The organism is Nitrobacter sp. (assembly GCF_051535235.1).
In the GTDB taxonomy this organism is placed as follows: domain Bacteria; phylum Pseudomonadota; class Alphaproteobacteria; order Rhizobiales; family Xanthobacteraceae; genus Nitrobacter.
Window position 1 is genome coordinate 25907 of sequence record NZ_JBPPLZ010000011.1, and the last position, 21836, is coordinate 47742.

The window sequence follows — 21836 nt, forward strand, 5'->3', positions numbered from 1 at the left end:
AGGCAGCGGGCTGGTCGGCAAGGCAGTGGACTTGGAGCCTACTCGCCGTGCTCGGTCAATGTCCTGGCGCACCTCTTGCTGAGCTTGGCGCGGTGTTCCTTCAAACACGCCAGAACAACCATATCGCCGTCGTTCATCTTGGACCGGCAATACCGCGCCACGTCGCGCGCGCAGTCGGAATGGTGTTTCTCACCGGCGCCTTGCGCCGATGCGACAGCGGTCATTCCGAGCAGAGAAAGAAGGGAGAGAATGGCGGCGAGACGGGTCATCGGCGCTCCAACAGGTCGGTTGAAATCTGCGTGCCTCTTGCAAAAAAACCGGGCTTGCAAAAACCGGGCGGCGATCCTCTAGAGTCAACGTGGTCGAACCGGACTAACCGGAGTCTAGGACGGAAGCAATTCCTCTCCTGAAATAACCTTCTCTACCGCTGCAATGCCGCGATCGGCCAGTTGTATTTTGTGCCTGACTCCCGAACGCCAGGCGACGATCATGGCGTGTGCCGCGTCCTGCCGCAGTTCTACGCGCCGGACCGCATGCCCCGAGAATGTCAGATAGCGCATCACAATGTCGAGCGCCCCGCTCAAAACGGCCGGGTCTACATCCAGGGGCCAGAGGTACGGCAACATCACACACTCCTCATCGCGCACGGTGTAGGAAGCATCAACGACCTGAAGGGTTCCAGAAACTAACCCGGGATGGGGACTTTTGGCTACGTGAAAGCTTCAGGATTCTCGGTGAGGTATTCTATCCACAGCCGCTCCATCATTCGCTCCACCTCCTGTGGCTCGTATTCTTCTCCGTTCCCCAGGACTTTCCCCATCTGGCCCTTATAGATCGTGCCCGAGTTGGGACTGTTGAAATGCGGCGTGAATGTCGCACCCGTGGGAATATGCGTTATGCCTTCCATGGTCACCATGAATTGGTCGGGCGTTACAGGTGTGGCCATGTGCATCCCGTCGAGTGCCGTTTTCCGTTCAAGATTGACACGCGCGCGTCATCGCCTTGCCTTCTGACCGCGTGAGCGAGAATTCGAATGAGCAAGCCTCATGCGGCAAGCGCGTCTGCTTTCGCATGGCTTCCGGTGGTTCCCTGACGACAGCGGCATGATCCAGCGGGAATTTACAAATTTAGTCAGCATTTCCAGCCATATGGTTGGTGCCGCTTGCGTGACTCGAACACGCGACCCCATCATTACGAATGATGTGCTCTACCAACTGAGCTAAAGCGGCTTAACCCTTCACATGAGCCATGCTGGACATAAGCCATGCCGGGGTCATTGCGGCGCGGCCGGCAAAATTCCGGCGCACCTCACTCTGATTATCGGGCGCGGCCCCCCTTTGCAAGAACCCGCCGCCGCGCCGCCGACAAATATCGCCGCTCGACAACCGTCAGGTGCTTCGGCGCGACAGGAGGCCGCGCAACCCTCCGGCCTGGCGTGCGGCGGAAGCGTTTTCCTCAGCAAATCCGTCGTTTTGCTGATCTTCATCGACTCCCGGATCGTCGGGCGCGCGAACGATCGGAATCACCGCGGGAATGTCGGATGCGACGGTCTTGTCCGAGTCCGCTTGGGCGCGAAAGCTCGGCGATGGCTCGGCCTCGACTCCTGATGGTGACGGTTCAACCGCGACAACCGGCGTGACGTCGCCCTGAGCGGCGGCGGGCCCGCCCGGAGACGCCGGGGGCAACGCTTCGACGCGCGGCGCTTCGCCCGCGATCTGGTCCGGAAGTCCCGCCTCGACCAAAGCGGGCCTGCTCGAGGGCAGCGCCGCCAGCGGGGTCTGCCATTGAAAGGCGTCAAGCCGTCCGGTGACCGGCGAGACCGGGCGCCAGTGGTCCGACACGTACCCGTCCGCGGTCCAGACCGGATCGTGCAGGGCACGGACCGCGCGCAGCGTCCAGGCGCGGGCGCGGCCGCTATCGGCGTGTTCGTTGTGCTCGATTTCGGCCATCAACATCGCAACGCGTTGTGTCGGCGCCGCAATCAGCGGCTCCAGTGCAGCACGGGCGCGGGCGAATTCGCTGGCGTCGATCGCCGCGCGCGCGATGGCCATCGCGCCTTCCGGATGACCCGGCGTTTTTTCCGCCAGCGTCTCGATCCGCGCCAGCCGCTCCCGCGCCGAGTCGCCGGGCGTGACATGAGCATAGGCATCGGCGAGATCAGGGTGCGGCTGCGCCAGCCATGCGGTTTCGATCATCCGCATCGCACGCCGCATCTGGTTCGCTTCGCCCAGATACCGGCTCGCAAGCACCACGGCCGGAACCAGCGTCGGCGCGAATTTCACCGCCTCCATCACGGCATTGCGCGACGCGTCGCGATCCGACTGTTCAAGCTCCAGCGCCCGCGCGGTCAGCAGCACGCCGCGCTGACGGCGATACAGCGTCTTGTCGATCAGTCCCGACGCGACGTTCTTGTCGAGGATGGCCAGCGCGCCGGTCCAGTCGGCCGCCGCGCAGCGATAGCCGAGCGCGGCTTGCGAGGCCCACATCGACGACGGCGAGACCTTGAGCGCTTCCTCGGCGATCGCAACGGCGGCTGCGCGATCGTCGGCACGCTGGGCTTCGATGAAAAGCCCGCGCAAGCCGAGCAACCGCGTATCCGCCCGTTCGGCCATGGTGCGGAAGGCACGCTGCGCGCGGTCCGCATTGCCGTCAAGCTGCGCGGACTGCGCATGCAGCAGCAGCGTCAACGGATCGCGCGACACCAGCCGCCGGGCAACCCTGGCATGAGATCGCGCGGCCGCGGCGTCGCCCTGACCGATCGCAAGAAGTCCACGGGTAACCGCCTCCCGGCCACGCGCGTTCCGGCGTTCCCGCCGCGCACGCCGCAGGCGCTTCGGCGCGAGCCACAGACCCCGCACGATGCTCCACAACAGAACGGAGGCAACGACAAGCACGCCCACCCCAAGCACGAACGCTGGCAGCGTGGCTTCGACCCGCCAGACATCCCATGACATCACGATCGTGCCGGTTTGATCGGCAACCCAGGTGGCGCCCAGCGCCGCCAGTGCAATTAGAACGAGGAACAGGATAATGCGGAACATCTGAAACCTATGGCGCTGGTTTGGTCAGCGCCGCCATCGCATCGGCTGCGAATTGATGCGACGCGGCAAGAGCGGCATCGCGTGCGTCGACCCTGGCGATCCAGGGCTCGGCAGCGGTGCGATCGGCAGCGGGAAGTGAGTTCAATTCTGCCTTCGCGGCGGCAACGTCGTTTTTCCGCGCCGATGCGGCGATGCGCTCGACGATGGCGCTGGCGGCTTCCGTGTGGGAACCATCGATGCGTTCGATGTGCACCATGCGTGCTGCGCCTTGCTGAATCTGGTCCACGATGCTGCCGGTCGTCGCCATGACCGGCGCCGGTGCGATCTTCGGCACGATCGCAAGCAACTCGCGAGACAGCACATTCGCGCTCGGCACGCCCGTGTCCGCGAATACCTCCAGCGACTTCAACGTGCCGGGATCGGCGATCAGAGCCTTGGACGCCGTCAGCAGATCGCCATAAGGCTGCCCCTGGCGCACCGCCATATTGAGCAGCGTCGCGGCCATCGCCCGGCGGAGCGGCACGTCGTCGACCAGAGCCGGCTCATGCTTGGATGCGCCGGCGCTCAGGGTTTGCGTCGTCTGCTCGACCTGATGCTCGACCTGGGCGAGCCGCGCGCTGATGGCCGCAAGATCAGACGCGTTGTCGGCGTCGTCGTGCGGTACCGCCGCGCCGTCTGCATCGTGCGGCACCGCCGCGCCGTCCTTCAACCTCGCTGCGAGCTTGTCGGACTGACCGCGAACGGCATCCAAATCACCGCGCAAGGATGCAACGGATTTTTCCAGCGCATCGATGCGCGCCACGGCGGCCGGATCGGGCGCCGGAGCAGCCGGTTTGCCGGCTTTGGACTCGACGCTGGCCACGCGGTTCGAAAGATCGCCGAACTGCTCCAAACTGACTTGCGGCGCAGAGGCTGAAGATGATGGTGGCCAGTCCGCCAGCCACGCGCCGCCGATCACGGCCCCGGCCGCGATCGCGCCGCTGAGCGCACCAAGTACGGCCGACAAGGCGCGGGAGCGCGGGGGCGGAGCAACCGGCTGCTCGGAAACAGACCGCTGATCGCCGATCGCGCTGTCCGCATCGGCGGTCCACGACGTTCGATTGGTTTCGAGGTCTGCGGCAGGCGAGTGGTTGTGCCAGCCCCCCTCCTGCGTCGCGTCATCTTGCCTGTTATCGGCGGCTACGTCCGAAAGCCCTGAAGCGGCTTGATTCGTCTCCCTGGCGCCTTCAGTCGTTTCAATGTCCGTGGCAGGCGGGTGCTTCTGCGAGCTCCCCTCCTGCGACGTGTCATCGTGCCTGTCATCTGCCATCGTCACGGTTCCCCATTGCGGCGACACATCAGTATCAGATCGAGACCCCTCTCCCCCTATTACCCCGATTACGGTCGCAACGCACCAACTACCGCGCCTGCGGCCGCACCGCACAATTCACCGCGATGAGGGCTGCAACGCGCCATCGAGCGCGTCCAATACCGCATTTTCGGCCGGCGCGCTCGCCACCACCACATGGGGAGCGCCGGCATCGCGCAAAATTGAGGCCACGGCTCCGGAGATACAGCATTGCGGAATCGCCAAAGCCGATATTTCGACGCCCCCGACGCGAACGGCATCCAGAAATGCGCGGGCGCTGCGTCGCGAGTAATGCAGCACCGCCGAGATCCGGTGAGCGGCAAATGCATCGCAGACGTCGCGGGCGAGATTCGCCACCGGCGCCATCCGGTAGCAGATCGCCGTCACGACGGCCAAACCGCGCGCTCCGAGTTCTCCGGCGAGATCGCATGACCGGTCAGCCGCTGCAAGATAAAGTATTCTGGCTCCCTTCGGCAGGGTTTTGGCGCGGACGCTGTTGATAATGAGATCGCGCAACGCAACCGCGTCTCCACCCGCCGCGGCCACGTTCTGAAAGCCGGCATCGCGCGCCGCCTCCGCGGTATGCCGGCCGACCGCGAACACGGCCAGCCTCAGCAGCGGCTCTCTGCCCGGATGGGCAGCGAGCGCGCGCAGGGCGTTGGCGCTGGTCACGATGACGGCCTCGTAACCGGCGTCCGGATCGATCTCGAACGGGACCGCCTCGAAATGCAGCACCGGCGACAGCAGAACCTCGAGCCCTTTCGCACGGAGTGCCACGGCCGTGGTCTCGTTGTCCGGTTCAGGCCGTGTGACGAGAACCGCCAACGCCTATGCTCCGGCGAACAGCGTGAAGAATTTCTCGCCGGCGCGATCGCGCAGTTCACGCGCAGCATCCGCCCCGAGCGCGATTGCATCGGCACGCGCGCCCTCGCGCGTGGTCTCGTAGGACTCCTTGCCATCGGGAGAAATGATGAGACCGCGGAAGTGAATGCGGTCGCCGTTGACGCGGCAATGGCCGCCGATCGGCGTGCGGCAGGAGCCGTCGAGCAGCGCCAGAAAGCTCCGCTCGGCGCTGAGCGCAACTTCCGTCTCGGAATCGCCGATCGCCTTGACGAAGGAATTGATGCGATCATCGTCACGGCGCGACTCGATTGCGATGGCGCCCTGCCCCACCGCCGGCAGGAATTCGTCGACCTCCAGAACCCGCGTCGCCTTGTCCTGCAATCCGAGGCGATTGAGGCCGGCCAGCGCCAGCAGCGTGGCGTCGGCCTCTCCCGCCGCGATCTTGCGCAAGCGCGTCTCGACATTGCCCCGCAGCGAGTTGACCTTGAGATCAGGACGCAGCCGCAGCACCATGGCCTGCCGCCGCAGCGATGCGGTCCCGACCGTCGCGCCGGCCGGCAGATCGTTCAACGAGCCGGCATGCGGACTGATGAAGACGTCGCGCACGTCCTCGCGCGGCAGAAACGCCGGCAGCCAGGTGGCGTCGGGCAAAAACGTCGGCACGTCCTTGGACGAATGCACCGCGAAGTCGATGGAGCCAGCCAGCAGGGCTTCCTCGATCTCCTTGGTAAAGAGACCCTTGCCGCCGACATCGAACAGCGGACGATCCTGAATCGCGTCGCCCGAGGTGCGGATGGTCTTGATGACGATCCGCTCGGGCTCGACCTGATGCGCCCGCGCCAGCCGGTCTCGCACCTCGTGGGCCTGCGCCAGCGCCAGCGGGCTGCCGCGGGTACCGATCGTCGCCAATATGTCTGTCTCACCCGAGGATTGCACGCCAGGACCTCATAATGTTCCACCGTCAGGAAAGGGAAACGCTGGTTTACCGCATAACGCAAGACCAATATCTAGTGGTCCAGGTCCAGCATTCTCACTGCCTTGCGGCAGGAGTACTCGTAAAAGCTGGAATCAGCGGGCCAGATTTCTGAATTTGACATCCGCTTGACGGGTTTGCTGCAAAGTGGGTAGCGAGTGTCAAAGTCACCCCTGCTGGATACGATATACCGATGCTGGTCCTAGGGATCGAGACCACCTGCGATGAAACCGCAGCCGCCGTGGTCGAGCGCCAGGCGGACGGAAGCGCGCGGATTCTTTCCAACGTCGTGCGCTCGCAGACCGGAGAACACGCCCCCTATGGCGGCGTGGTTCCGGAGATCGCAGCGCGCGCCCATGTCGATCTGCTCGACGGCATCGTTGCCCGCGCCATGAAGGAGTCGGGGGTGGACTTTCCCCAGCTTTCCGGGGTCGCGGCCGCCGCCGGACCGGGGCTGATCGGCGGCGTGATCGTCGGCCTGACCACGGCCAAGGCGATCGCGCTGGTTCACCGGACGCCGCTGATCGCGGTCAATCACCTGGAAGCCCACGCGCTGACGCCCCGGCTGACCGGCCGGCTCGAATTTCCCTATTGCCTGTTCCTCGCCTCCGGCGGCCATACCCAGATCGTCGCGGTGCTCGGCGTCGGCAATTATGTACGGCTCGGCACCACGGTCGATGACGCCATGGGCGAAGCCTTCGACAAGGTGGCGAAGATGCTCGGTCTGCCCTATCCCGGCGGCCCGCAGGTCGAACGCGCCGCGACGAGCGGCGACGCCACGCGATTCACCTTTCCGCGGCCGATGCTCGGGCGTCCCGACGCCAACTTCTCGCTGTCCGGCCTGAAAACCGCCGTTCGCAACGAGGCCGGCCGCATCGACCCGCTGCAGCCCCAGGATATCAGCGATCTCTGCGCCGGATTCCAGGCCGCCGTGCTGGAGGCGACGGCCGACCGGCTCAGCGTCGGCCTCAAATTGTTTCAGGAGCGGTTCGGCACGCCGCGCGCGCTGGTCGCCGCCGGCGGCGTCGCCGCCAATCAGGCGATCCGCGGTGCGCTCGAGGACGTTGCGGCCCGCGCGCGGACCCCGCTCATCATCCCTCCGCCTGACCTGTGCACCGACAACGGCGCCATGATCGCCTGGGCCGGCGCCGAACGGCTGGCGGTTGGCTTGACCGACACCCTCGAGGCTCCTCCGCGCGCGCGCTGGCTGCTGGATGCGGAGGCGCAAGCGCCTGCGGGCTTCGCCAACAGCCGCGCTGGATTTTGAAGGCGTTGTCGCGATGAGACCGCTCAACCGCGTTTCCGTGATCGGCGCAGGAGCCTGGGGCACGGCGCTCGCCGGCGTCGCTGCGCGCGCGGGCCGGGAGGTGACGCTTTATGCGCGCGATGCCGAGATCGCCGCGGCGATCTCGGCAACGCGGGACAACCCGCGGCTGTCCGGCATTGCGCTCGACCCCGGCATCGCCGTGACCGATGACATCGCCGCTGCCGGCCGCGCCGACATCGTCGTGGTCGCGGTCCCGGCGCAGAATTCGCGCGTGGCAATTGCCGCACTGGCCCCGCATCTGGCGGCCGGAACGCCCGTCATCGCCAGCGCCAAGGGCATCGAGCATGGCACGCGGCGCTTCATGACAGAGGTGATCGAGGAGGCCGCGCCTCAAGCCGTGCCCGCGATCCTGTCCGGACCGAGTTTTGCCAACGACGTGGCGCGGGGACTGCCGACCGCGGTGACGCTGGCAGCGAAAAACGAAGCCATGGCGGTCGCGCTGGTCCAGGCGCTCGGCTCAAAGACTTTCCGGCCCTACCACACCACCGATATTCGCGGCGTCGAGATCGGCGGCGCGGCAAAAAACGTGCTCGCGATTGCTGCGGGCATCGTCGCCGGCCGGCAGTTGGGAGCTTCGGCGCTGGCGGCGCTGACGACACGGGCCTTCACCGAGCTGATGCGACTTGGACTTGCCTGCGGCGCGCGGGCCGAGACCATCTCCGGGCTGGCGGGACTGGGCGACCTGATCCTGAGCTGCTCCAGTCCGCAGTCGCGCAATTTCTCGCTCGGCGTCGCGCTCGGCCGCGGCGAGCCGTTCCCGCGCGAAAAACTCAGCGAAGGCGAATTCACCGCGCCGGTGCTGGCCGAACTGGCGGCGGCCAACGGAATCGACATACCGGTGGCACAGGCGGTCGCGGCCATTCTCGCCGGCCGATTGACGGTCGACGAGGCCATCGACAATCTGCTGACGCGGCCATTCCGGGCGGAAGGATAGCGATGGCATACTGGCTGGTGAAATCGGAGCCTTCGGCGTGGTCGTGGGACCAGCAGGTGGCGAAGGGCGCCAAGGGCGAGGCGTGGACCGGCGTGCGCAACTTCACGGCGCGGCAGAACCTCGTCGCCATGAAAAAGGGCGATCTGGCCTTCTTCTATCATTCCAATGAAGGCAAGGAGATCGTCGGCATCGCCGAGATCATCCGCGAGGCCTATCCGGATCCCACCGACAAGACCGGCAAATTTGTCTGCGTCGACATCAAGGCGGACAAGCCGCTGAAGACGTCGGTGACGATCGCCGCCGTCAAGGCCGACAAGCGCCTGGCTGATATGGCGCTGGTCAAATACTCGCGCCTCTCGGTGCAGCCTGTGACGGCGGCCGAGTGGAAGCTGGTCTGCAAGATGGGCGGGCTCTAAGCGGGGCGGGCGTCACGCGAGCTGATCCTTGCAGCCGGCAGAGCCTGCGCGCGGGCGCAATCCACGGCGACGCGCCTCCATCGGGCAAATCGGTTACCGCATCGTCCGACATGGCAGCTATGCAAGCCGTTCGCCGTGAGGGTTCGGAAACCGGTCAGGACGCGCAAAAGCGCAATCCGTCAGATCGCATGGCCCTTCTTACGCAATTCCTCGATCATCCGCGTTCGTATCTCGCTGGCGACCGACCGGCCGAACTGCTGGCCGACCGCCATAGTCTGCTGGGCCAATAGCGGCGTTTTCTGAAGAAATTTCTGACCGACCGGCGTCTTGTAGAAAACAATCAGCGCGCGCAGATCGTCCGCCGTGAAATTGCTGGCATAGACCTGCACCACCGCGTCGGACAATTCATCCATGCGGCTTTGGAAGCTCTGCAGCAGCATCGGAATCATGGCGTCGTAATCACGCTCGACATTGGCGCGGCCCTGCACGATCGCCGGCTTCAGCGTCGTCATGATCGTCGGCATCAAACTCTTGAATTGTTCGCCGAGCTTGATGGTGGCCACCAGTTCCTTTGCGGCGGCTATGGATTCCGGCGACGGGGTTTCCGCTCGCGCAGGCATCGGCGTGAGCCATATCGCGGCCAAAGCGAGGAGGCATCCGATGCGAGACAGATACTTCAACATCCTTGATTTCCTTCAAAACGCTGCGTGGGTCGTGAATACTAAACCCGCAAATCATCCCGCTGCGGCAAACCGTGCGATCCCGACCAAGGTGGCACGCCCTTGCCTCTTGCCGAGCCCGAGGGCTGCGACGCATAATACCTTCAAGAACTAAACAGAACTTGGCGCAAATGCGCGGAGTTTGAGTGGAGGGACAGATGTCCGACAAAATTTATGAGGTAAGCGCGGATTGGGCCAAGCGGGCCTGGATCGACGACGCCAAATATCGCGAGATGTATGCGCGCTCGATCAAGGATCCGAACGGATTCTGGTCCGAGGCGGCCAGTCGCGTGGACTGGATCAAGCCGTTCACCAAGGTCGAGAACACCTCGTTCGAACTCGGCAAGGTCTCGATCAAATGGTTCGAGGATGGCGTGCTCAACGCCGCCTACAACTGCATCGACCGGCATCTGGAAAAACGCGGCGACCAGACCGCGATCATCTGGGAAGGCGACGATCCCTCGCAGTCGAGGCACATCACCTATCGCGAACTGCACGACGAAGTCTGCAAGATGGCCAACATCCTCAGACTGCGCAATGTCAAGAAAGGCGATCGCGTCACCATCTACCTGCCGATGATTCCGGAAGCCGCCTACGCGATCCTCGCCTGCGCGCGGATCGGTGCGATCCATTCGGTGGTATTCGGCGGCTTCTCGCCGGATTCCATCGCCGGCCGTCTGCGCGACTGCAAATCCCGCGTGGTCATCACCTCCGACGAGGGCCTGCGCGGCGGACGCACCATCGCGATGAAGGCCAACGTCGATGCCGCGATCGAGAAGGTCAACGGCGAGGTCGACTGGGTGATCGTCGTCAAGCGCACCGGCGGCAAAGTCAACATGGATCCGACGCGTGACGTCTGGTATCACGAGGCCGCAGCCGTTGTCGAAGCCGAATGCCCGTGCGAGCCGATGAACGCGGAAGACCCGCTGTTCATTCTCTACACCTCGGGCTCGACCGGACAGCCCAAGGGCGTGCTGCACACCACCGCCGGCTATCTGATCTTCGTGTCGATGACGCATCAATACGTGTTCGATTATCACGACGGCGACATCTACTGGTGCACCGCCGACGTCGGCTGGGTTACCGGCCACAGCTACATTCTCTACGGACCGCTGGCGAACGGCGCGACCACGATGATGTTCGAGGGCGTGCCGAACTATCCGGACAATTCGCGGTTCTGGAACGTGATCGACAAGCACAAGGTCAACATCTTCTACACCGCGCCGACCGCGATTCGCGCCTTGATGCAGGCGGGCGACGATCCGGTGAAAAAGACCTCGCGCGCGAGCCTGCGCCTGCTCGGCTCGGTCGGCGAGCCGATCAATCCGGAAGCCTGGGAATGGTATCACCGCGTGGTCGGCGACAGCCGCTGCCCGGTGGTCGACACCTGGTGGCAGACCGAGACCGGCGGCATCATGATTTCGGCGCTGCCGGGCGCGATCGCGCAGAAGCCGGGCTCCGCGACCAAGCCCTTCTTCGGAATCGTTCCCGAGATCGTCGATGCCGACGGCAAGGTGCTGGAAGGCGAATGCAGCGGCAACCTTTGCATCGCGAGATCCTGGCCGGGTCAGGTGCGCACGGTCTATGGCGACCACGCCCGCTTCGAGCAGACTTACTTCTCCTCCTACAAGGGCAAGTATTTTTCCGGCGACGGCTGCCGGCGCGACGCCGACGGCTATTACTGGATCACGGGACGCGTCGACGACGTCATCAACGTCTCCGGCCACCGCATGGGCACGGCGGAAGTCGAAAGCTCGCTGGTCGCGCATGAGAGCGTCTCGGAAGCCGCCGTGGTCGGCTATCCCCACAACATCAAGGGACAGGGCATCTATGCCTATGTCACGCTGATGGCGGGCGTGGAGCCGAGCGAGACGCTGCGCAAGGAACTGGTCGCCTGGGTGCGCAAGGACATCGGCCCGATCGCTTCACCCGACCTGATCCAGTTCGCACCGGGCCTGCCGAAAACCCGCTCCGGCAAGATCATGCGCCGCATCCTGCGCAAGATCGCCGAGGACGAACCATCGAGCCTCGGCGACACCACGACGCTGGCCGATCCCGGCGTCGTCACCGATCTGGTCAAGAATCGCCAAAACAAGAAGGATGGCGCCGCGGCGTAGGTCGATTTGAAACAGCGCATGGTCCTCACAGCTTTGGAGTCTAATCCAATCGATCGAGAGCATCATTGGGATCACGCTCTCTCGATCGGTTCATGCTTGCACTGAATCGCAACGAGCGGCTCTTCACCTCTTCCGCTTGCGGGGGAGGTCGACCGACAACGTCGGTCGGGTGGGGGCGATTCATCAGAGCGTTTTCGAGCGAAGTGGATGCCGGTTCGCGTGAAAATAGCGCCAAATCAAAATCTTGGATTCCGCTTCCGCCCCCCCCAACCCCAACCCTCCCCCGCAAGCGGGAGAGGGAGCACGTCGTGCTCCGATGAAGCGTTTCCATCAAAAATGGGAACTGCCGCGGTATAAGGAAGCGATCCGTACTCTGGCGTCATGCCCGGCAATGACAATAATCGAGATGTTTCCATCAAAACATGGAACGCTATAGCGGGGAAGAATCACTGGCTCGCCCATACGATCCGGGCGATCCATTCCACGTCGGATGCGGCCAGCGTGCGATTGGCGTGGCTCGGATTGAGCGATTGCAGTTCGATCATCTTCGCGGTCCGGCGCTTGAGTTCCTTCACCATCACCTCGCCGTCTTTGGTCTTCACCACCACGCGGTCGCCACGCCGGATCGGCGTGCCCGGCGAGACCACGATGACGTCGCCGTCGCGATAGGCAGGCTTCATCGAGTCGCCGGATATCTCCAGCGCATAGGCGTGCTCGTCGTTGACGCAGGGAAGACCCACCTCGTCCCAACCCTTGCCGACAGGAAAGCCGCCATCGTCGAAATAGCCGCCCGCGCCGGCCTCGGCGAAACCGAGCAGCGGCACCGCCTGCGCGACGCGCGCCGTATCCTCGATGAACTGCACAAAGGTGTCGATCGCGGTATCGGTGGCGGCAAGTGCCTTGGCGACCGATTCGGTTGACGGCCACCGCTCGCGGCCGTCGCTGGTGACGCGCTTGGATTTGTTGAAGGTGGTCGGGTCGAGCCCGGCCTTTCTCGCCAGCCCCGATGGCGACAGGCCGGCGCGCGCCGCAAGACGATCCAGCGCCGACCAGATCTGGGCGTGTGTCAGCATGGCCATTTGGCGCGTCCTGATTCGCTCCCCGGAGCGGTGAATTCTGTCTCCAACTAGGAATTATTACCTCAACTGACGGAAACCCGCAATGCGCCGCGGGTAAAAGGCGACCCTTGAAGTGCAAGCGGGCCGCCGATACGGTCACGCATGATCCGCTGCAATTTAAGCGAGCGGAAACAGCATCATGCGCTTTTTCAGTCCCATGGAAGCGCACTGACGGGCTCGGGGAACGCGTGCGCACGATCTACAAAATCTGTCCTGCTGCGGCATGGCGAGAGGCCGAGCGGCACGGCGTTTTTCGCGGCAGCGCCGACGACGTGCGCGACGGCTTCATTCATTTTTCCACCGCGTCCCAGCTCGAAGGCACGGCCCGCAAGCACTTCGCTGGCCAGACCGGGCTGCTCCTGATCGCGATCGATGCCGATGGGCTGGGCGAGGCGCTGCGCTGGGAAGTCTCGCGCGGCGGCGAGTTGTTTCCGCATCTCTACGGCGAGCTCGATCTCCGTCATGTCACTGCGGTACGGGATATGCATGCACGACCGGACGGACATCACGACATCCCGGAGCTGGCGCCGTGATCCGCGCCTTCGACAATTTTTCGCTGCCGCTCCTGCGCTGGTTCGATCCGGAGGACGCTCATCGCATGGCGATTCAGGGATTGCGGCTGCTGCCGCCGATACGGCAGCGTGCCGACGATCCGAAACTCGCGGTTCGTGCCTTCGGTCTGAATTTTCCCAACCCGATCGGCATGGCCCCCGGCTTCGACAAGAACGCCGAGGTTCCCGACGCACTGCTGAAGCTGGGATTCGGCTTCGTCGAGGTCGGTACCGTGACGCCGCGGCCGCAGCCCGGCAATCCGCGCCCGCGCGTGTTCCGTCTCGAACGCGACGAGGGCGTGATCAACCGCATGGGATTCAACAATGACGGCGCCCATGTCGTGCTGCGCCGGCTCGCCGCCCGCGCGCATTCCGGCGGCATCATCGGCGTCAACATCGGCGCCAACAAGGATTCGACCAATCGCGTCGCCGACTATGTCAGGCTGATTGAAATCTTCGCACCGGTGGCGAGCTACTTCACCGTCAACGTGTCGTCGCCCAATACGCCGGGCCTGCGCAACCTGCAGCAGGCGGATGCGCTCAACGAACTGCTGGCGAAGGTGATCGACGCCCGCGAGCGGGTCCGTCAGAATGCCGGCGATACGCCGGTGCTGCTCAAGATCGCGCCGGACCTGACGCTGGCAGAACTCGACGACGTCGTTCAGATCGCGCGCTCGCGCCGCATCGACGGCATGATCGTCGGCAACACCACGCTGGCGCGGCCATCGAGCTTGCGCGATCAATCGCGCGCGAAAGAACAGGGCGGGTTGTCCGGGCGGCCGCTGTTCCGGCTGTCGACCCGGATGGTGGCGGAAACCTATGTGCGCACCGAAGGCGCGTTCCCGCTGATCGGGGTCGGCGGCATCGACTCCGGCGGCGCCGCGCTGACCAAGATTCGGGCGGGCGCCACCCTGATCCAGCTTTATTCGGCGCTGGTCTACAAGGGACTGGGTCTGGTCGACGACATCAAGCGCGATCTGATGTCGACGCTGCTGCGGACGGGACGCGACTCGCTGCCGGAAATCGTCGGCGCGGATGCCGCGGCGATCACGGCGGAAGACTGGCCGGTTTAAAGCAGGTTTGGTTTAGACGGAATCAACACCCCGTCATGCCCGGCTTTATGCCGGGCATCCACGTCATCGCGCAAACGGCTTTGGAGTCTATTTCAACCGCGTTGAATCAGACTCGTCGCTCATCTTTTTGTTTGAGCATGATCTTTTCCGAAAACCGGTTTCCACTTTGCGCTGGCGCGGCCCTTCGGGTCGGGATCATGCTTTAGCTACCGCGGCGCACCGAACACGCGCGACAACAGCCAGATCGGGACCACGACGACGGCGCCGAGCAGAAAGTAGCGCCACAATCCGTTGATCGCATCGAAACCGAGATTCCAGACCCGCTCGACCAGCAGGCGGATGCTTTGCACGATATTCCAGGGGTCGAAGCCGACCGCAGCGAGCATCACGCCGACCAGCGTCGACAGCAGGATCAGGCGAAACGCAACCCCCAGTGGCGAGCCCCCCAGGAAACGCGACAGGTTGTCGTTGTCGGCCGGAAATTTCCGGGTGTCGTTCGGCATCGTGACCCTCCTGCGGGATTCGAGGCCCCGCGCGTCGCAGCATAGCCCAAAAAAACCGCGTGATGCAGATGGGGAACCGCCGTTCCGCCGTCAATGGTCCGGTAGCGCGCGATAGCAAGGCGGATTCCGGTTTGGCGTCCGATCGCGTTCATGCGGATCCATTCGCTGCAGCGGAGGCGAGCATCCGCTCCAGTGTCTCCAGCCGGTCGGCCTCGCGCGGCGGCTTGTCCCAGCGCAGGCGGCTGATGCGGGGAAAACGCATCGCCACGCCCGACCTGTGCCGGGCCGACCGCTGCAATCCCTCGAAGGCGACTTCCAGCACCAGCCCCCGATCCGGCTCATGCACGACGTGGCGCACCGGACCGAAGCTCTCCGTGGTATTGCGACGGACGAACCGGTCGATCCGCAGCAGTTCCTCGTCGGTGAAGCCGAAATAGGCCTTGCCAACCGGCACCAGCTGCTCGTTTCCATCGGCCTCGGTCCAGACTCCGAAGGTGTAGTCCGAGTAATAGGACGAGCGCTTGCCGTGGCCACGCTGCGCATACATCAGCACGGCGTCGATGACATGCGGATCGCGTTTCCATTTCCACCACAGACCCTTGGGACGTCCCGGCAGATACGGCGCGTCGCGGCGCTTCAGCATGATGCCCTCGACCGCGGCGGCATCCGCTCCCGCCGCGGCCGGATCGGCGCGGACTGCCGCAAGTTCGCCCCATGTGGCGAAGGGCACCTGCGGCGACAGGTCGATACGCGGATCGTCAAGCGCTGCGATGAAATCAACCAGCCGACCCCGCCGGTCGTCAAACGGCAACTCGCGCAGGTCGTTGTCGCCATCGTCGAGCAGATCGTAGGCGCGCAGGTGGATGGGGTATTCCTTCATCAGCCCCACCGTCACGGTCTTGCGGTTCAGCCGCTGCTGCAGGACATTGAACGATTGCACCCGCCCCTCGCGCACCACCAGCAATTCGCCGTCGATGGCGAATCCCTGACACAAGGTGCGAAGCGGTTTTGGGACATTGTCCAGCGGCACGTCAGAAGAGTCCGCCAGCACCAGCGATGGCAGCAGGTCAGGAAAGCTTTTAGTGATGTCCTCGCCGGTGCGCGAATAAAGCCGGATCGCGGCACTGCCATGCTCGTCGCGGCCGCCGACGGCCTGCACGCGGATGCCGTCCCATTTCCACTCGGCGATGAAATCGGCGGCATCCAGCCGCGCAAAGTCGGCGTCCTCGATCGCGTGCGCCAGCATCACCGGACGGAACGGCGCGGGAATCCGATTGACCGGCTTGTCGGCGCGGCCCTCGAGCCATGCGAACAGGTCGAGATACGGCGGCGCGAGACCGGGCCAGATCAGTTCGACATCGTGCGTGTCCTTGTCGCCGAGCGCCGCAGCAGCGGTCTTGGCAAGCCGCGCGGACACGCCGATGCGCATCGCGCCGGTGACGAGTTTCAGGAGCGCCCAGCGCCCGATTTCGTCCAACTCGTCGAGCCAGTGCGCAAGTTGGGCCGGCAGTTCGGCCTTGCCGAGCGTGCGCAGCGTGGTGACGACATCGGTAAGCGTCGGAGGGGACTCTTCACCTCTCCCGCTTGCGGGGGAGGTCGGATCGCGAAGCGAGCCGGGTGGGGGCTTTCTTTGATTGTTTTCTGCTGCAAGTTGCCCCCTCCCCAACCCTCCCCCGCAAGCGGGAGAGGGAGCAGGCTGAGGATCGGGAGCTTGCGGCCACATCAGCGCCACCGTCTCGGAGAGATCGCCGACGTAGTCATAGGACAGCGCGAACAGCACCGGATCGGCGCGCGCGGCGATCAGGCCGCGGACAAGAGCAGGCTTGGCGTGCTTGAACGACAATGCGCCGGTCAGCGCCGCCAGCGCATAGCCACGATCCGGATCCGACGTCTCGCGAAAATAAGCCGTGATCAGCCGCAGCTTGTTGTTGCGGCCGGGTTCGTAGGCGAGACGGTCGAGCAGTTCGGCGAAGCGGTTCATGAGCCGCCATCCCCACCCAACGCCGCCGCATCATCCTCCTCGCTGTCCTCATCGCCGTAACCGACCAGTGCGAGCGGACGCGCGATGAGCCCTTGCGACGTACACCAGTGCACCAGCGCATCTTCCTGCCCGTGCGTCACCCAGATTTCGCCTGCTCCTGTCGCCGCGATGGTGCGGGTCAGGCCGTCCCAATCGGCATGATCGGAAATAACCAGCGGCAGTTCGACGCCGCGCTGCCGCGCCCGCGCGCGAACCCTCATCCAGCCCGACGCAAAGGCGGTCACCGGATCGGGAAAGCGCCGCGTCCACAGATCCGCGATCGCCGAGGGCGGCGCCAGCGTGATGGTGCCCGCAAGGTCGGCCTTCTTCATTCCCTTGGCCGGCCGCAATTCGCCAAGCGCGATGCCGCGGCTTTGATAGTACTGCGTGACCTTCTCCATCGCGCCATGCAGATAGATCGGCGCGCCGTAGCCGGCTTCGCGGATGAGCGCGATCACGCGCTGCGCCTTGCCGAGCGAATAGGCGCCGACGAGATGCGCGCGATCCGGAAACAGCGCCACCGAAGCCAGCAGCTTGTCCACTTCGCCCGCCGCGTCCCCGTGACGAAACACCGGCAGGCCGAACGTCGCCTCGGTGATGAAGACGTCGCACGGCACCGCTTCGAACGGGGTGCAGGTCGGGTCGCGGACGTCCTTGTAGTCGCCGGAGGCGACGATCCGGACGTCGCCATGGGTGACCGCGATCTGCGCCGAGCCCAGCACGTGGCCTGCGGGATGGAATTTGATCGAGACAGCGCCGAGCGCGATCTCTTCGCCGTAAGCAATCGCCTGCGTGGAGCCGGCGAAACCATCGCCGTAGCGCAGCCGCATGATGTCGAGCGTTTCCCGCGTCGCCAGCACCGCGCCATGACCGGGGCGGGCGTGATCGGAATGGCCATGGGTGATGACCGCGCGATCCACAGGGCGCACCGGATCGATATGGAAGCCGCCGGGCTTGCAACACAATCCGGCGGCGACGGGCATCAGGATGTCTTGCGGACGCATAGCGGGCATATAAGCAGCCGCACGAGTCGTTCGAGTCCGGGCGCTTCGACAATCCGGCGCAACGAAAAGCCCCGGCCTTTGGCCGGGGCTTCACGTATCAGACCGTCCAGCTATTCACCAAAACCGGACGACCGCTTTTTCGGGGCTGTTCCTATTCGCGCTGTCCCAGCAACTGCAGCAGCAGCGTGAACAGGTTGATGAAGTTCAGGTAGAGCGACAGCGCACCTGTAATCGCCGCGCGTTCAGCGATCTCGCCGCCCTGCGAGGCGTAGCCGTAGATGTAGTCGTTCTTCAGACGCTGGGTGTCGTAGGCGGTCAGACCCGCGAACACCAGCACGCCGACGACCGACACCACGAACTGCAACGCCGAGCTCGCGATGAAGAGGTTCACCAGACTGGCGATGATGACGCCGAACAGGCCCATGATCAGGAACGAGCCCATGCCGCTCATGTCACGCTTGGTGGTGTAACCGAACAGGCTCAGCGCGCCGAACGAGGCCGCGGTGATAAAGAACACCCGCACGATCGAGGTGTGGGTGTACACTAAGAAGATGGACGACAGCGAAATGCCCATCAGGGCCGAGAACGCCCAGAACAGCATCTGCGCGGTTGCAGGCTTCAGCCGGTTGATGCCGAAGGAAATGGCGAAGACCATCGCCAGCGGCGCGAGGATGAACACCCACTTCAGGGGGCTCACGAACATCGCATAGCCGAACGGCGTCAGGTAAGCGCTGCCAATCCTGGCGGCGGCTCCCGACGGATCGCCGGTCACGGCCGCCATGTACACGCCGAGCGCGGCCAGACCGGTGATGGCGAGGCCGATCGACATGTAGTTGTAGATCTTGAGCATATAGGACCGAAGACCGGCATCGACGGCCGCGGTATCAACGCGCCCGGCGGCCCGGCCAAACGGAGAGGTGTAGTTACGGTCTAAGTCCGACATGGTCGAATTCCCGTGGTTGTCTGGCGCCGCAAAGATTTACGCGCCAGTTCGAATTCTGTCTCGGATACGTCGGTATGCGAATTTAATTTTTCGTCATCAGGACGGTGTCCGACCCAAGCTGTATGTGGGAAACTAACACGATCGGCGCAAGCTTCCACGCGCGGCTGAATGTCGCCCTCCGGACGGATATCGGCCTCTCCGGTGCCGGACCGATGCGCCAAAAGCATCAAGTCCGCAAGGGGATCGGTGGTCCCCTCCTGTCCCTGCATCATGGATCCGATCGCCGCGACACCTGCTACATATTGTCATAAATGGCGGAGAACCCCGGCCGGCTTCTGGTTCAGCGCCATCAGCGTGCCGGCCAGCCCCAGCGCCACGGTGACCACCAGCGCGGCCGCCACCACCATGGCCGCACTGCCCGCCTGCCACTCGAAGCCAAGCGTCATCAGCCGGGTCACGATCAGCCACGCGGCGACCGAACCGGCGGCGACGCCGAACACCGCGGTAGCCGCGCCGACCATCAGGTACTCCAGGGTGTAGGCACCCAGCAGCCGCAACCGGGTGGCGCCGAGAGTTTTGAGGATCACGGCATCGTAGACGCGATGGCGATGGCCGGCCGCCAGCGCGCCGCCGAGGACGAGAATCGCCGAAATCAGGGTGACGGCACTGGCGCCGCGGATCGCCAGCACCAGGTTGGCGACAACGGTTCCGATGGTTTCCAGCGCCTCGCGCACCCGCACGCTCGTCACCATCGGGAAGGCGCCGGCGACGGCCTTGATGATGGCGGCGTCTTCGACCGCGCCATTATGCGGCTCGGTCAGGGTCGCGATATGGGTGTGCGGCGCGCCGCGAAAAGCGTTCGGCGAAAACACCAGTACGAAATTGATGCCGAGGCTCTGCCAGTCCACGCTTCGCATGTTGCTGATGGTGGCGGTGACGTCGCGGCCGAGGACATTGACGACCACGGTGTCGCCGAGCTTGAGCCCGAGCCCGTCGGCAAGCTTCTTCTCGAATGATACCAGCGGCGGCCCATCATAGTCCGGTCCCCACCATTGGCCTTCCACCACCTTCGACCCCTTCGGCACCTCGCCGGTGTAGGTCAGGCCGCGATCGCTCTGCAGCACCCATTCGGCGTCGTGGGACGGTTTAAGCTTGTCGGCGCGGACGCCGCGGGCCGCGACGATGCGTCCGCGCAGCATCGGGACATCCTCCACAGTCGCTTGCGGAACCTGCTGCTTGAGAAACGCGGTAAACCGGTCCGATACCGACGAGGGAATGTCGATGAAAAAAAACGACGGCGCACGTTCCGGCAATGCGGCCAGGAACTGGCGGCGCAGATTGCCGTCGATCTGGGTGATCGTGACCAGCACGGCAAGGCCGAGGCCGAGCGAAAGCACCACCGATGGCGTCAGCGTTCCCGGACGATGGATGTTCGCGACCGCGAGCCGCACCATGGTGATCCGGGACCGCGGCAGCCGGCGCGCTACCGCCATCAGGGCAAAGGCGATGCCGCGCAACAGCGCGAACACCATCGCCGAAGCTGCCACGAACACCAGCGCCACGCGCTTGTCGTAGGCAAGGCCGACCGCGATCCCGATCAGGAGCGCGACCATGAGCGCCATCCAGATCAGATAGCGGGTCCGCGGCCAGCGACCTTCGTTGGCCACCGTGTCCCGAAACAGCGCCGCGACCGGAACGTCATGAACCCGCGCCAGCGGCCACATGCCGAAGGCCAGCGCCGTCAACAGGCCGTACACCGCCGACAGCGCCAATGCCTGGGGGTGCAACGCCGGGACCACCGGCAGCGGCAGAAGATGACCGAAGGCCCCGACGATGATGAAGGGCAGCGCCGCGCCGACGGCCAGACCGGCAAGCGATCCGAGAGCGGCCAGCACCATGACCTGCGTCAGATAGATCGCAAACACATCGCGTCCGGTCGCGCCCAGCGCCTTGAATGCCGCGATGACGTCGCGGCGGCGGTCGACGTGGCTCTTGACCGCATTTCCAACGCCGACGCCCCCGACCAGCAAGGCGGCGAGCCCGACCAGAGCCAGATACTGCGTGAATCGCGAGATGCTCCGTTCGAGCTGCGGCGACGCATTGTTGCGACTGCGGATGTCCCAGCCCGCCTCCGGTAATGCCGCCCGCGCAGCGTCGACCAGCGTCGACGCGGCTCTTTCGTCCGCACCATCGCCGGCAAGCCGCACCCGATAGATCCAGCGCACCAGACTCCCGGGCTGCAGCAAGGCGGTGGCGCGCAGTCCATCGATGCTGGTGAGAAAGCGCGGCCCGAGCCCGACACCGCCGGCCAGCTTGTCGGGCTCGGCATCCACCGCGCTGCGGATTTCAAAGGTGGCGCTCCCGACCGTGACGCGATCGCCGACCCTGAGATCAAGCCGCGCCAGCAGCGTCGGATCGACGGCCGCGCCGAACACGCCGTCGCGCTCAGCGAGCAGATCGGCCATCGGGAGGTTCGGCACCAACGTCAGCGCGCCGAGCATGGGATAGGCCCGATCGACCGCCTTGAGTTCGACAAGCGCCAGCCTGCCGTCCGGCGCTCGCGCCATCGCCCGCAGCGTCGCCACCACCGAGACATCTCCTCGGGCGCGCAGGAATGCGATCTCCTGCGGCGTCGCCTCGCGCTGGATCAGCGAAAACGCAACGTCCCCGCCAAGCAGCGTGCGCCCCTCGCGTGCCAGGCCATCCGACAGGCTCGACGCCACCGAACCGACGCCGGAAATCGCCATGACACCGAGCGCGATGCAGGCGATGAAAACATAAAAGCCGCGCAGGCCGCTGCGCAATTCGCGCAGCGCCAGACGGAGAGGCAGGAACGGGGCGCGGGACATCTACATCCACTTCGTCATTCGAGATTGCGAACGACGTTCGCGATCCGGGAATGACGG

At 64.7% G+C, this 21836-nt stretch carries 20 protein-coding genes and 1 tRNA gene; 6 read left to right on the forward strand and 15 right to left on the reverse strand.

The window, feature by feature from the left end:
- Window positions 1–38: 38 nt before the first annotated feature.
- The 8 genes from ACS3WA_RS13500 to hemC form a co-directional block, all read right to left on the reverse strand.
- Window positions 39–269, reverse strand: a complete 231-nt coding sequence (locus ACS3WA_RS13500; RefSeq protein WP_438279033.1) for a hypothetical protein — start codon at window positions 267–269, stop codon at window positions 39–41.
- 114 nt (window positions 270–383) lie between these two features.
- Window positions 384–626, reverse strand: a complete 243-nt coding sequence (locus tag ACS3WA_RS13505) for a hypothetical protein (RefSeq protein WP_438279034.1) — start codon at window positions 624–626, stop codon at window positions 384–386.
- Window positions 627–709: 83 nt separating this feature from the next.
- Window positions 710–946: a hypothetical protein gene (locus ACS3WA_RS13510; RefSeq protein ID WP_438279035.1), complete on the reverse strand. Its 237-nt coding sequence runs from the start codon at window positions 944–946 to the stop codon at window positions 710–712.
- Between the two features lie 207 nt (window positions 947–1153).
- Window positions 1154–1229 (reverse strand) — tRNA-Thr (locus ACS3WA_RS13515).
- Window positions 1230–1388: 159 nt separating this feature from the next.
- Window positions 1389–3041, reverse strand: coding sequence for a heme biosynthesis HemY N-terminal domain-containing protein (locus ACS3WA_RS13520; RefSeq protein ID WP_438279036.1), 1653 nt, complete (start codon window positions 3039–3041; stop codon window positions 1389–1391).
- A gap of 7 nt (window positions 3042–3048) precedes the next feature.
- Entirely contained in the window at window positions 3049–4047 is a 999-nt protein-coding gene (locus ACS3WA_RS13525) for a COG4223 family protein (RefSeq protein WP_438279037.1), read from the reverse strand.
- A gap of 420 nt (window positions 4048–4467) precedes the next feature.
- Entirely contained in the window at window positions 4468–5214 is a 747-nt protein-coding gene (locus tag ACS3WA_RS13530) for a uroporphyrinogen-III synthase (RefSeq protein WP_438279038.1), read from the reverse strand.
- A gap of 3 nt (window positions 5215–5217) precedes the next feature.
- The gene (gene hemC / locus ACS3WA_RS13535) at window positions 5218–6168 is read right to left on the reverse strand and encodes a hydroxymethylbilane synthase (protein WP_438279039.1); all 951 of its coding nucleotides are present in this window, start codon (window positions 6166–6168) and stop codon (window positions 5218–5220) included.
- A gap of 230 nt (window positions 6169–6398) precedes the next feature.
- Here hemC and tsaD point away from each other — a divergent pair, with 230 nt between their 5' ends.
- Genes tsaD through ACS3WA_RS13550 form a run of 3 tightly spaced genes read left to right on the forward strand, consistent with a single transcriptional unit; the run spans window position 6399 to window position 8882 of the window.
- Window positions 6399–7472 carry a tRNA (adenosine(37)-N6)-threonylcarbamoyltransferase complex transferase subunit TsaD gene (gene tsaD / locus ACS3WA_RS13540; protein WP_438279040.1) on the forward strand — a complete coding sequence of 358 codons (1074 nt, stop codon included), beginning with the start codon at window positions 6399–6401 and terminating at the stop codon, window positions 7470–7472.
- Window positions 7473–7485: 13 nt separating this feature from the next.
- Window positions 7486–8466: an NAD(P)H-dependent glycerol-3-phosphate dehydrogenase gene (locus ACS3WA_RS13545; RefSeq protein WP_438279041.1), complete on the forward strand. Its 981-nt coding sequence runs from the start codon at window positions 7486–7488 to the stop codon at window positions 8464–8466.
- A gap of 2 nt (window positions 8467–8468) precedes the next feature.
- Entirely contained in the window at window positions 8469–8882 is a 414-nt protein-coding gene (locus tag ACS3WA_RS13550; RefSeq protein ID WP_438279042.1) for an EVE domain-containing protein, read from the forward strand.
- A 179-nt stretch (window positions 8883–9061) separates the two neighbouring features.
- On the opposite strand, the gene ACS3WA_RS13555 is transcribed toward ACS3WA_RS13550, so the two are convergent.
- The gene (locus ACS3WA_RS13555) at window positions 9062–9565 is read right to left on the reverse strand and encodes a DUF2059 domain-containing protein (protein ID WP_438279043.1); all 504 of its coding nucleotides are present in this window, start codon (window positions 9563–9565) and stop codon (window positions 9062–9064) included.
- 194 nt (window positions 9566–9759) lie between these two features.
- On the opposite strand from ACS3WA_RS13555, the gene acs reads away from it, so the two are divergent.
- Entirely contained in the window at window positions 9760–11718 is a 1959-nt protein-coding gene (acs, locus tag ACS3WA_RS13560; protein ID WP_438279044.1) for an acetate--CoA ligase, read from the forward strand.
- Between the two features lie 446 nt (window positions 11719–12164).
- On the opposite strand, the gene ACS3WA_RS13565 is transcribed toward acs, so the two are convergent.
- Window positions 12165–12791 carry a S24 family peptidase gene (locus ACS3WA_RS13565; RefSeq protein WP_438279069.1) on the reverse strand — a complete coding sequence of 209 codons (627 nt, stop codon included), beginning with the start codon at window positions 12789–12791 and terminating at the stop codon, window positions 12165–12167.
- 233 nt (window positions 12792–13024) lie between these two features.
- On the opposite strand from ACS3WA_RS13565, the gene ACS3WA_RS13570 reads away from it, so the two are divergent.
- Window positions 13025–13369 carry a DUF952 domain-containing protein gene (locus ACS3WA_RS13570; RefSeq protein WP_438279045.1) on the forward strand — a complete coding sequence of 115 codons (345 nt, stop codon included), beginning with the start codon at window positions 13025–13027 and terminating at the stop codon, window positions 13367–13369.
- A complete protein-coding gene (locus tag ACS3WA_RS13575; RefSeq protein ID WP_438279046.1) occupies window positions 13366–14460 on the forward strand; it encodes a quinone-dependent dihydroorotate dehydrogenase in 1095 nt (364 codons plus the stop codon). The genes ACS3WA_RS13570 and ACS3WA_RS13575 overlap by 4 nt, the downstream gene beginning before the upstream one ends.
- Window positions 14461–14666: 206 nt before the next feature.
- Here ACS3WA_RS13575 and ACS3WA_RS13580 read toward each other — a convergent pair whose 3' ends face one another.
- The 5 genes from ACS3WA_RS13580 to ACS3WA_RS13600 form a co-directional block, all read right to left on the reverse strand.
- The gene (locus tag ACS3WA_RS13580) at window positions 14667–14963 is read right to left on the reverse strand and encodes a DUF6460 domain-containing protein (RefSeq protein WP_438279047.1); all 297 of its coding nucleotides are present in this window, start codon (window positions 14961–14963) and stop codon (window positions 14667–14669) included.
- 148 nt (window positions 14964–15111) lie between these two features.
- Complete coding sequence (locus tag ACS3WA_RS13585; protein ID WP_438279048.1) at window positions 15112–16944, reverse strand: cisplatin damage response ATP-dependent DNA ligase; 1833 nt, start codon at window positions 16942–16944, stop codon at window positions 15112–15114.
- On the reverse strand, window positions 16941–17987 hold the full coding sequence (locus ACS3WA_RS13590; RefSeq protein WP_438279049.1) for a ligase-associated DNA damage response exonuclease: 1047 nt from the start codon (window positions 17985–17987) through the stop codon (window positions 16941–16943). Before ACS3WA_RS13590 ends, ACS3WA_RS13585 begins: the two co-directional genes overlap by 4 nt.
- A gap of 151 nt (window positions 17988–18138) precedes the next feature.
- Window positions 18139–18930: a Bax inhibitor-1/YccA family protein gene (locus ACS3WA_RS13595; RefSeq protein WP_292614131.1), complete on the reverse strand. Its 792-nt coding sequence runs from the start codon at window positions 18928–18930 to the stop codon at window positions 18139–18141.
- A gap of 305 nt (window positions 18931–19235) precedes the next feature.
- Entirely contained in the window at window positions 19236–21779 is a 2544-nt protein-coding gene (locus ACS3WA_RS13600; RefSeq protein WP_438279050.1) for an ABC transporter permease, read from the reverse strand.
- Window positions 21780–21836: the final 57 nt, after the last annotated feature.

What these genes read in the sequence shown, in the direction of transcription:
- ACS3WA_RS13600 (WP_438279050.1), bottom strand. Translation starts at nt 21,779, where the DNA reads ATGTCCCGCGCCCCGTTCCTGCCTCTCCGTCTGGCGCTGCGCGAATTG.
- ACS3WA_RS13505 (WP_438279034.1), bottom strand. Translation starts at nt 626, where the DNA reads ATGTTGCCGTACCTCTGGCCCCTGGATGTAGACCCGGCCGTTTTGAGC.
- ACS3WA_RS13500 (WP_438279033.1), bottom strand. Translation starts at nt 269, where the DNA reads ATGACCCGTCTCGCCGCCATTCTCTCCCTTCTTTCTCTGCTCGGAATG.
- ACS3WA_RS13595 (WP_292614131.1), bottom strand. Translation starts at nt 18,930, where the DNA reads ATGTCGGACTTAGACCGTAACTACACCTCTCCGTTTGGCCGGGCCGCC.
- ACS3WA_RS13585 (WP_438279048.1), bottom strand. Translation starts at nt 16,944, where the DNA reads ATGAACCGCTTCGCCGAACTGCTCGACCGTCTCGCCTACGAACCCGGC.
- ACS3WA_RS13550 (WP_438279042.1), top strand. Translation starts at nt 8,469, where the DNA reads ATGGCATACTGGCTGGTGAAATCGGAGCCTTCGGCGTGGTCGTGGGAC.
- ACS3WA_RS13565 (WP_438279069.1), bottom strand. Translation starts at nt 12,791, where the DNA reads ATGCTGACACACGCCCAGATCTGGTCGGCGCTGGATCGTCTTGCGGCG.
- ACS3WA_RS13580 (WP_438279047.1), bottom strand. Translation starts at nt 14,963, where the DNA reads ATGCCGAACGACACCCGGAAATTTCCGGCCGACAACGACAACCTGTCG.
- ACS3WA_RS13545 (WP_438279041.1), top strand. Translation starts at nt 7,486, where the DNA reads ATGAGACCGCTCAACCGCGTTTCCGTGATCGGCGCAGGAGCCTGGGGC.
- ACS3WA_RS13510 (WP_438279035.1), bottom strand. Translation starts at nt 946, where the DNA reads ATGGCCACACCTGTAACGCCCGACCAATTCATGGTGACCATGGAAGGC.
- ACS3WA_RS13590 (WP_438279049.1), bottom strand. Translation starts at nt 17,987, where the DNA reads ATGCGTCCGCAAGACATCCTGATGCCCGTCGCCGCCGGATTGTGTTGC.
- ACS3WA_RS13520 (WP_438279036.1), bottom strand. Translation starts at nt 3,041, where the DNA reads ATGTTCCGCATTATCCTGTTCCTCGTTCTAATTGCACTGGCGGCGCTG.
- tsaD (WP_438279040.1), top strand. Translation starts at nt 6,399, where the DNA reads ATGCTGGTCCTAGGGATCGAGACCACCTGCGATGAAACCGCAGCCGCC.
- acs (WP_438279044.1), top strand. Translation starts at nt 9,760, where the DNA reads ATGTCCGACAAAATTTATGAGGTAAGCGCGGATTGGGCCAAGCGGGCC.
- ACS3WA_RS13555 (WP_438279043.1), bottom strand. Translation starts at nt 9,565, where the DNA reads ATGTTGAAGTATCTGTCTCGCATCGGATGCCTCCTCGCTTTGGCCGCG.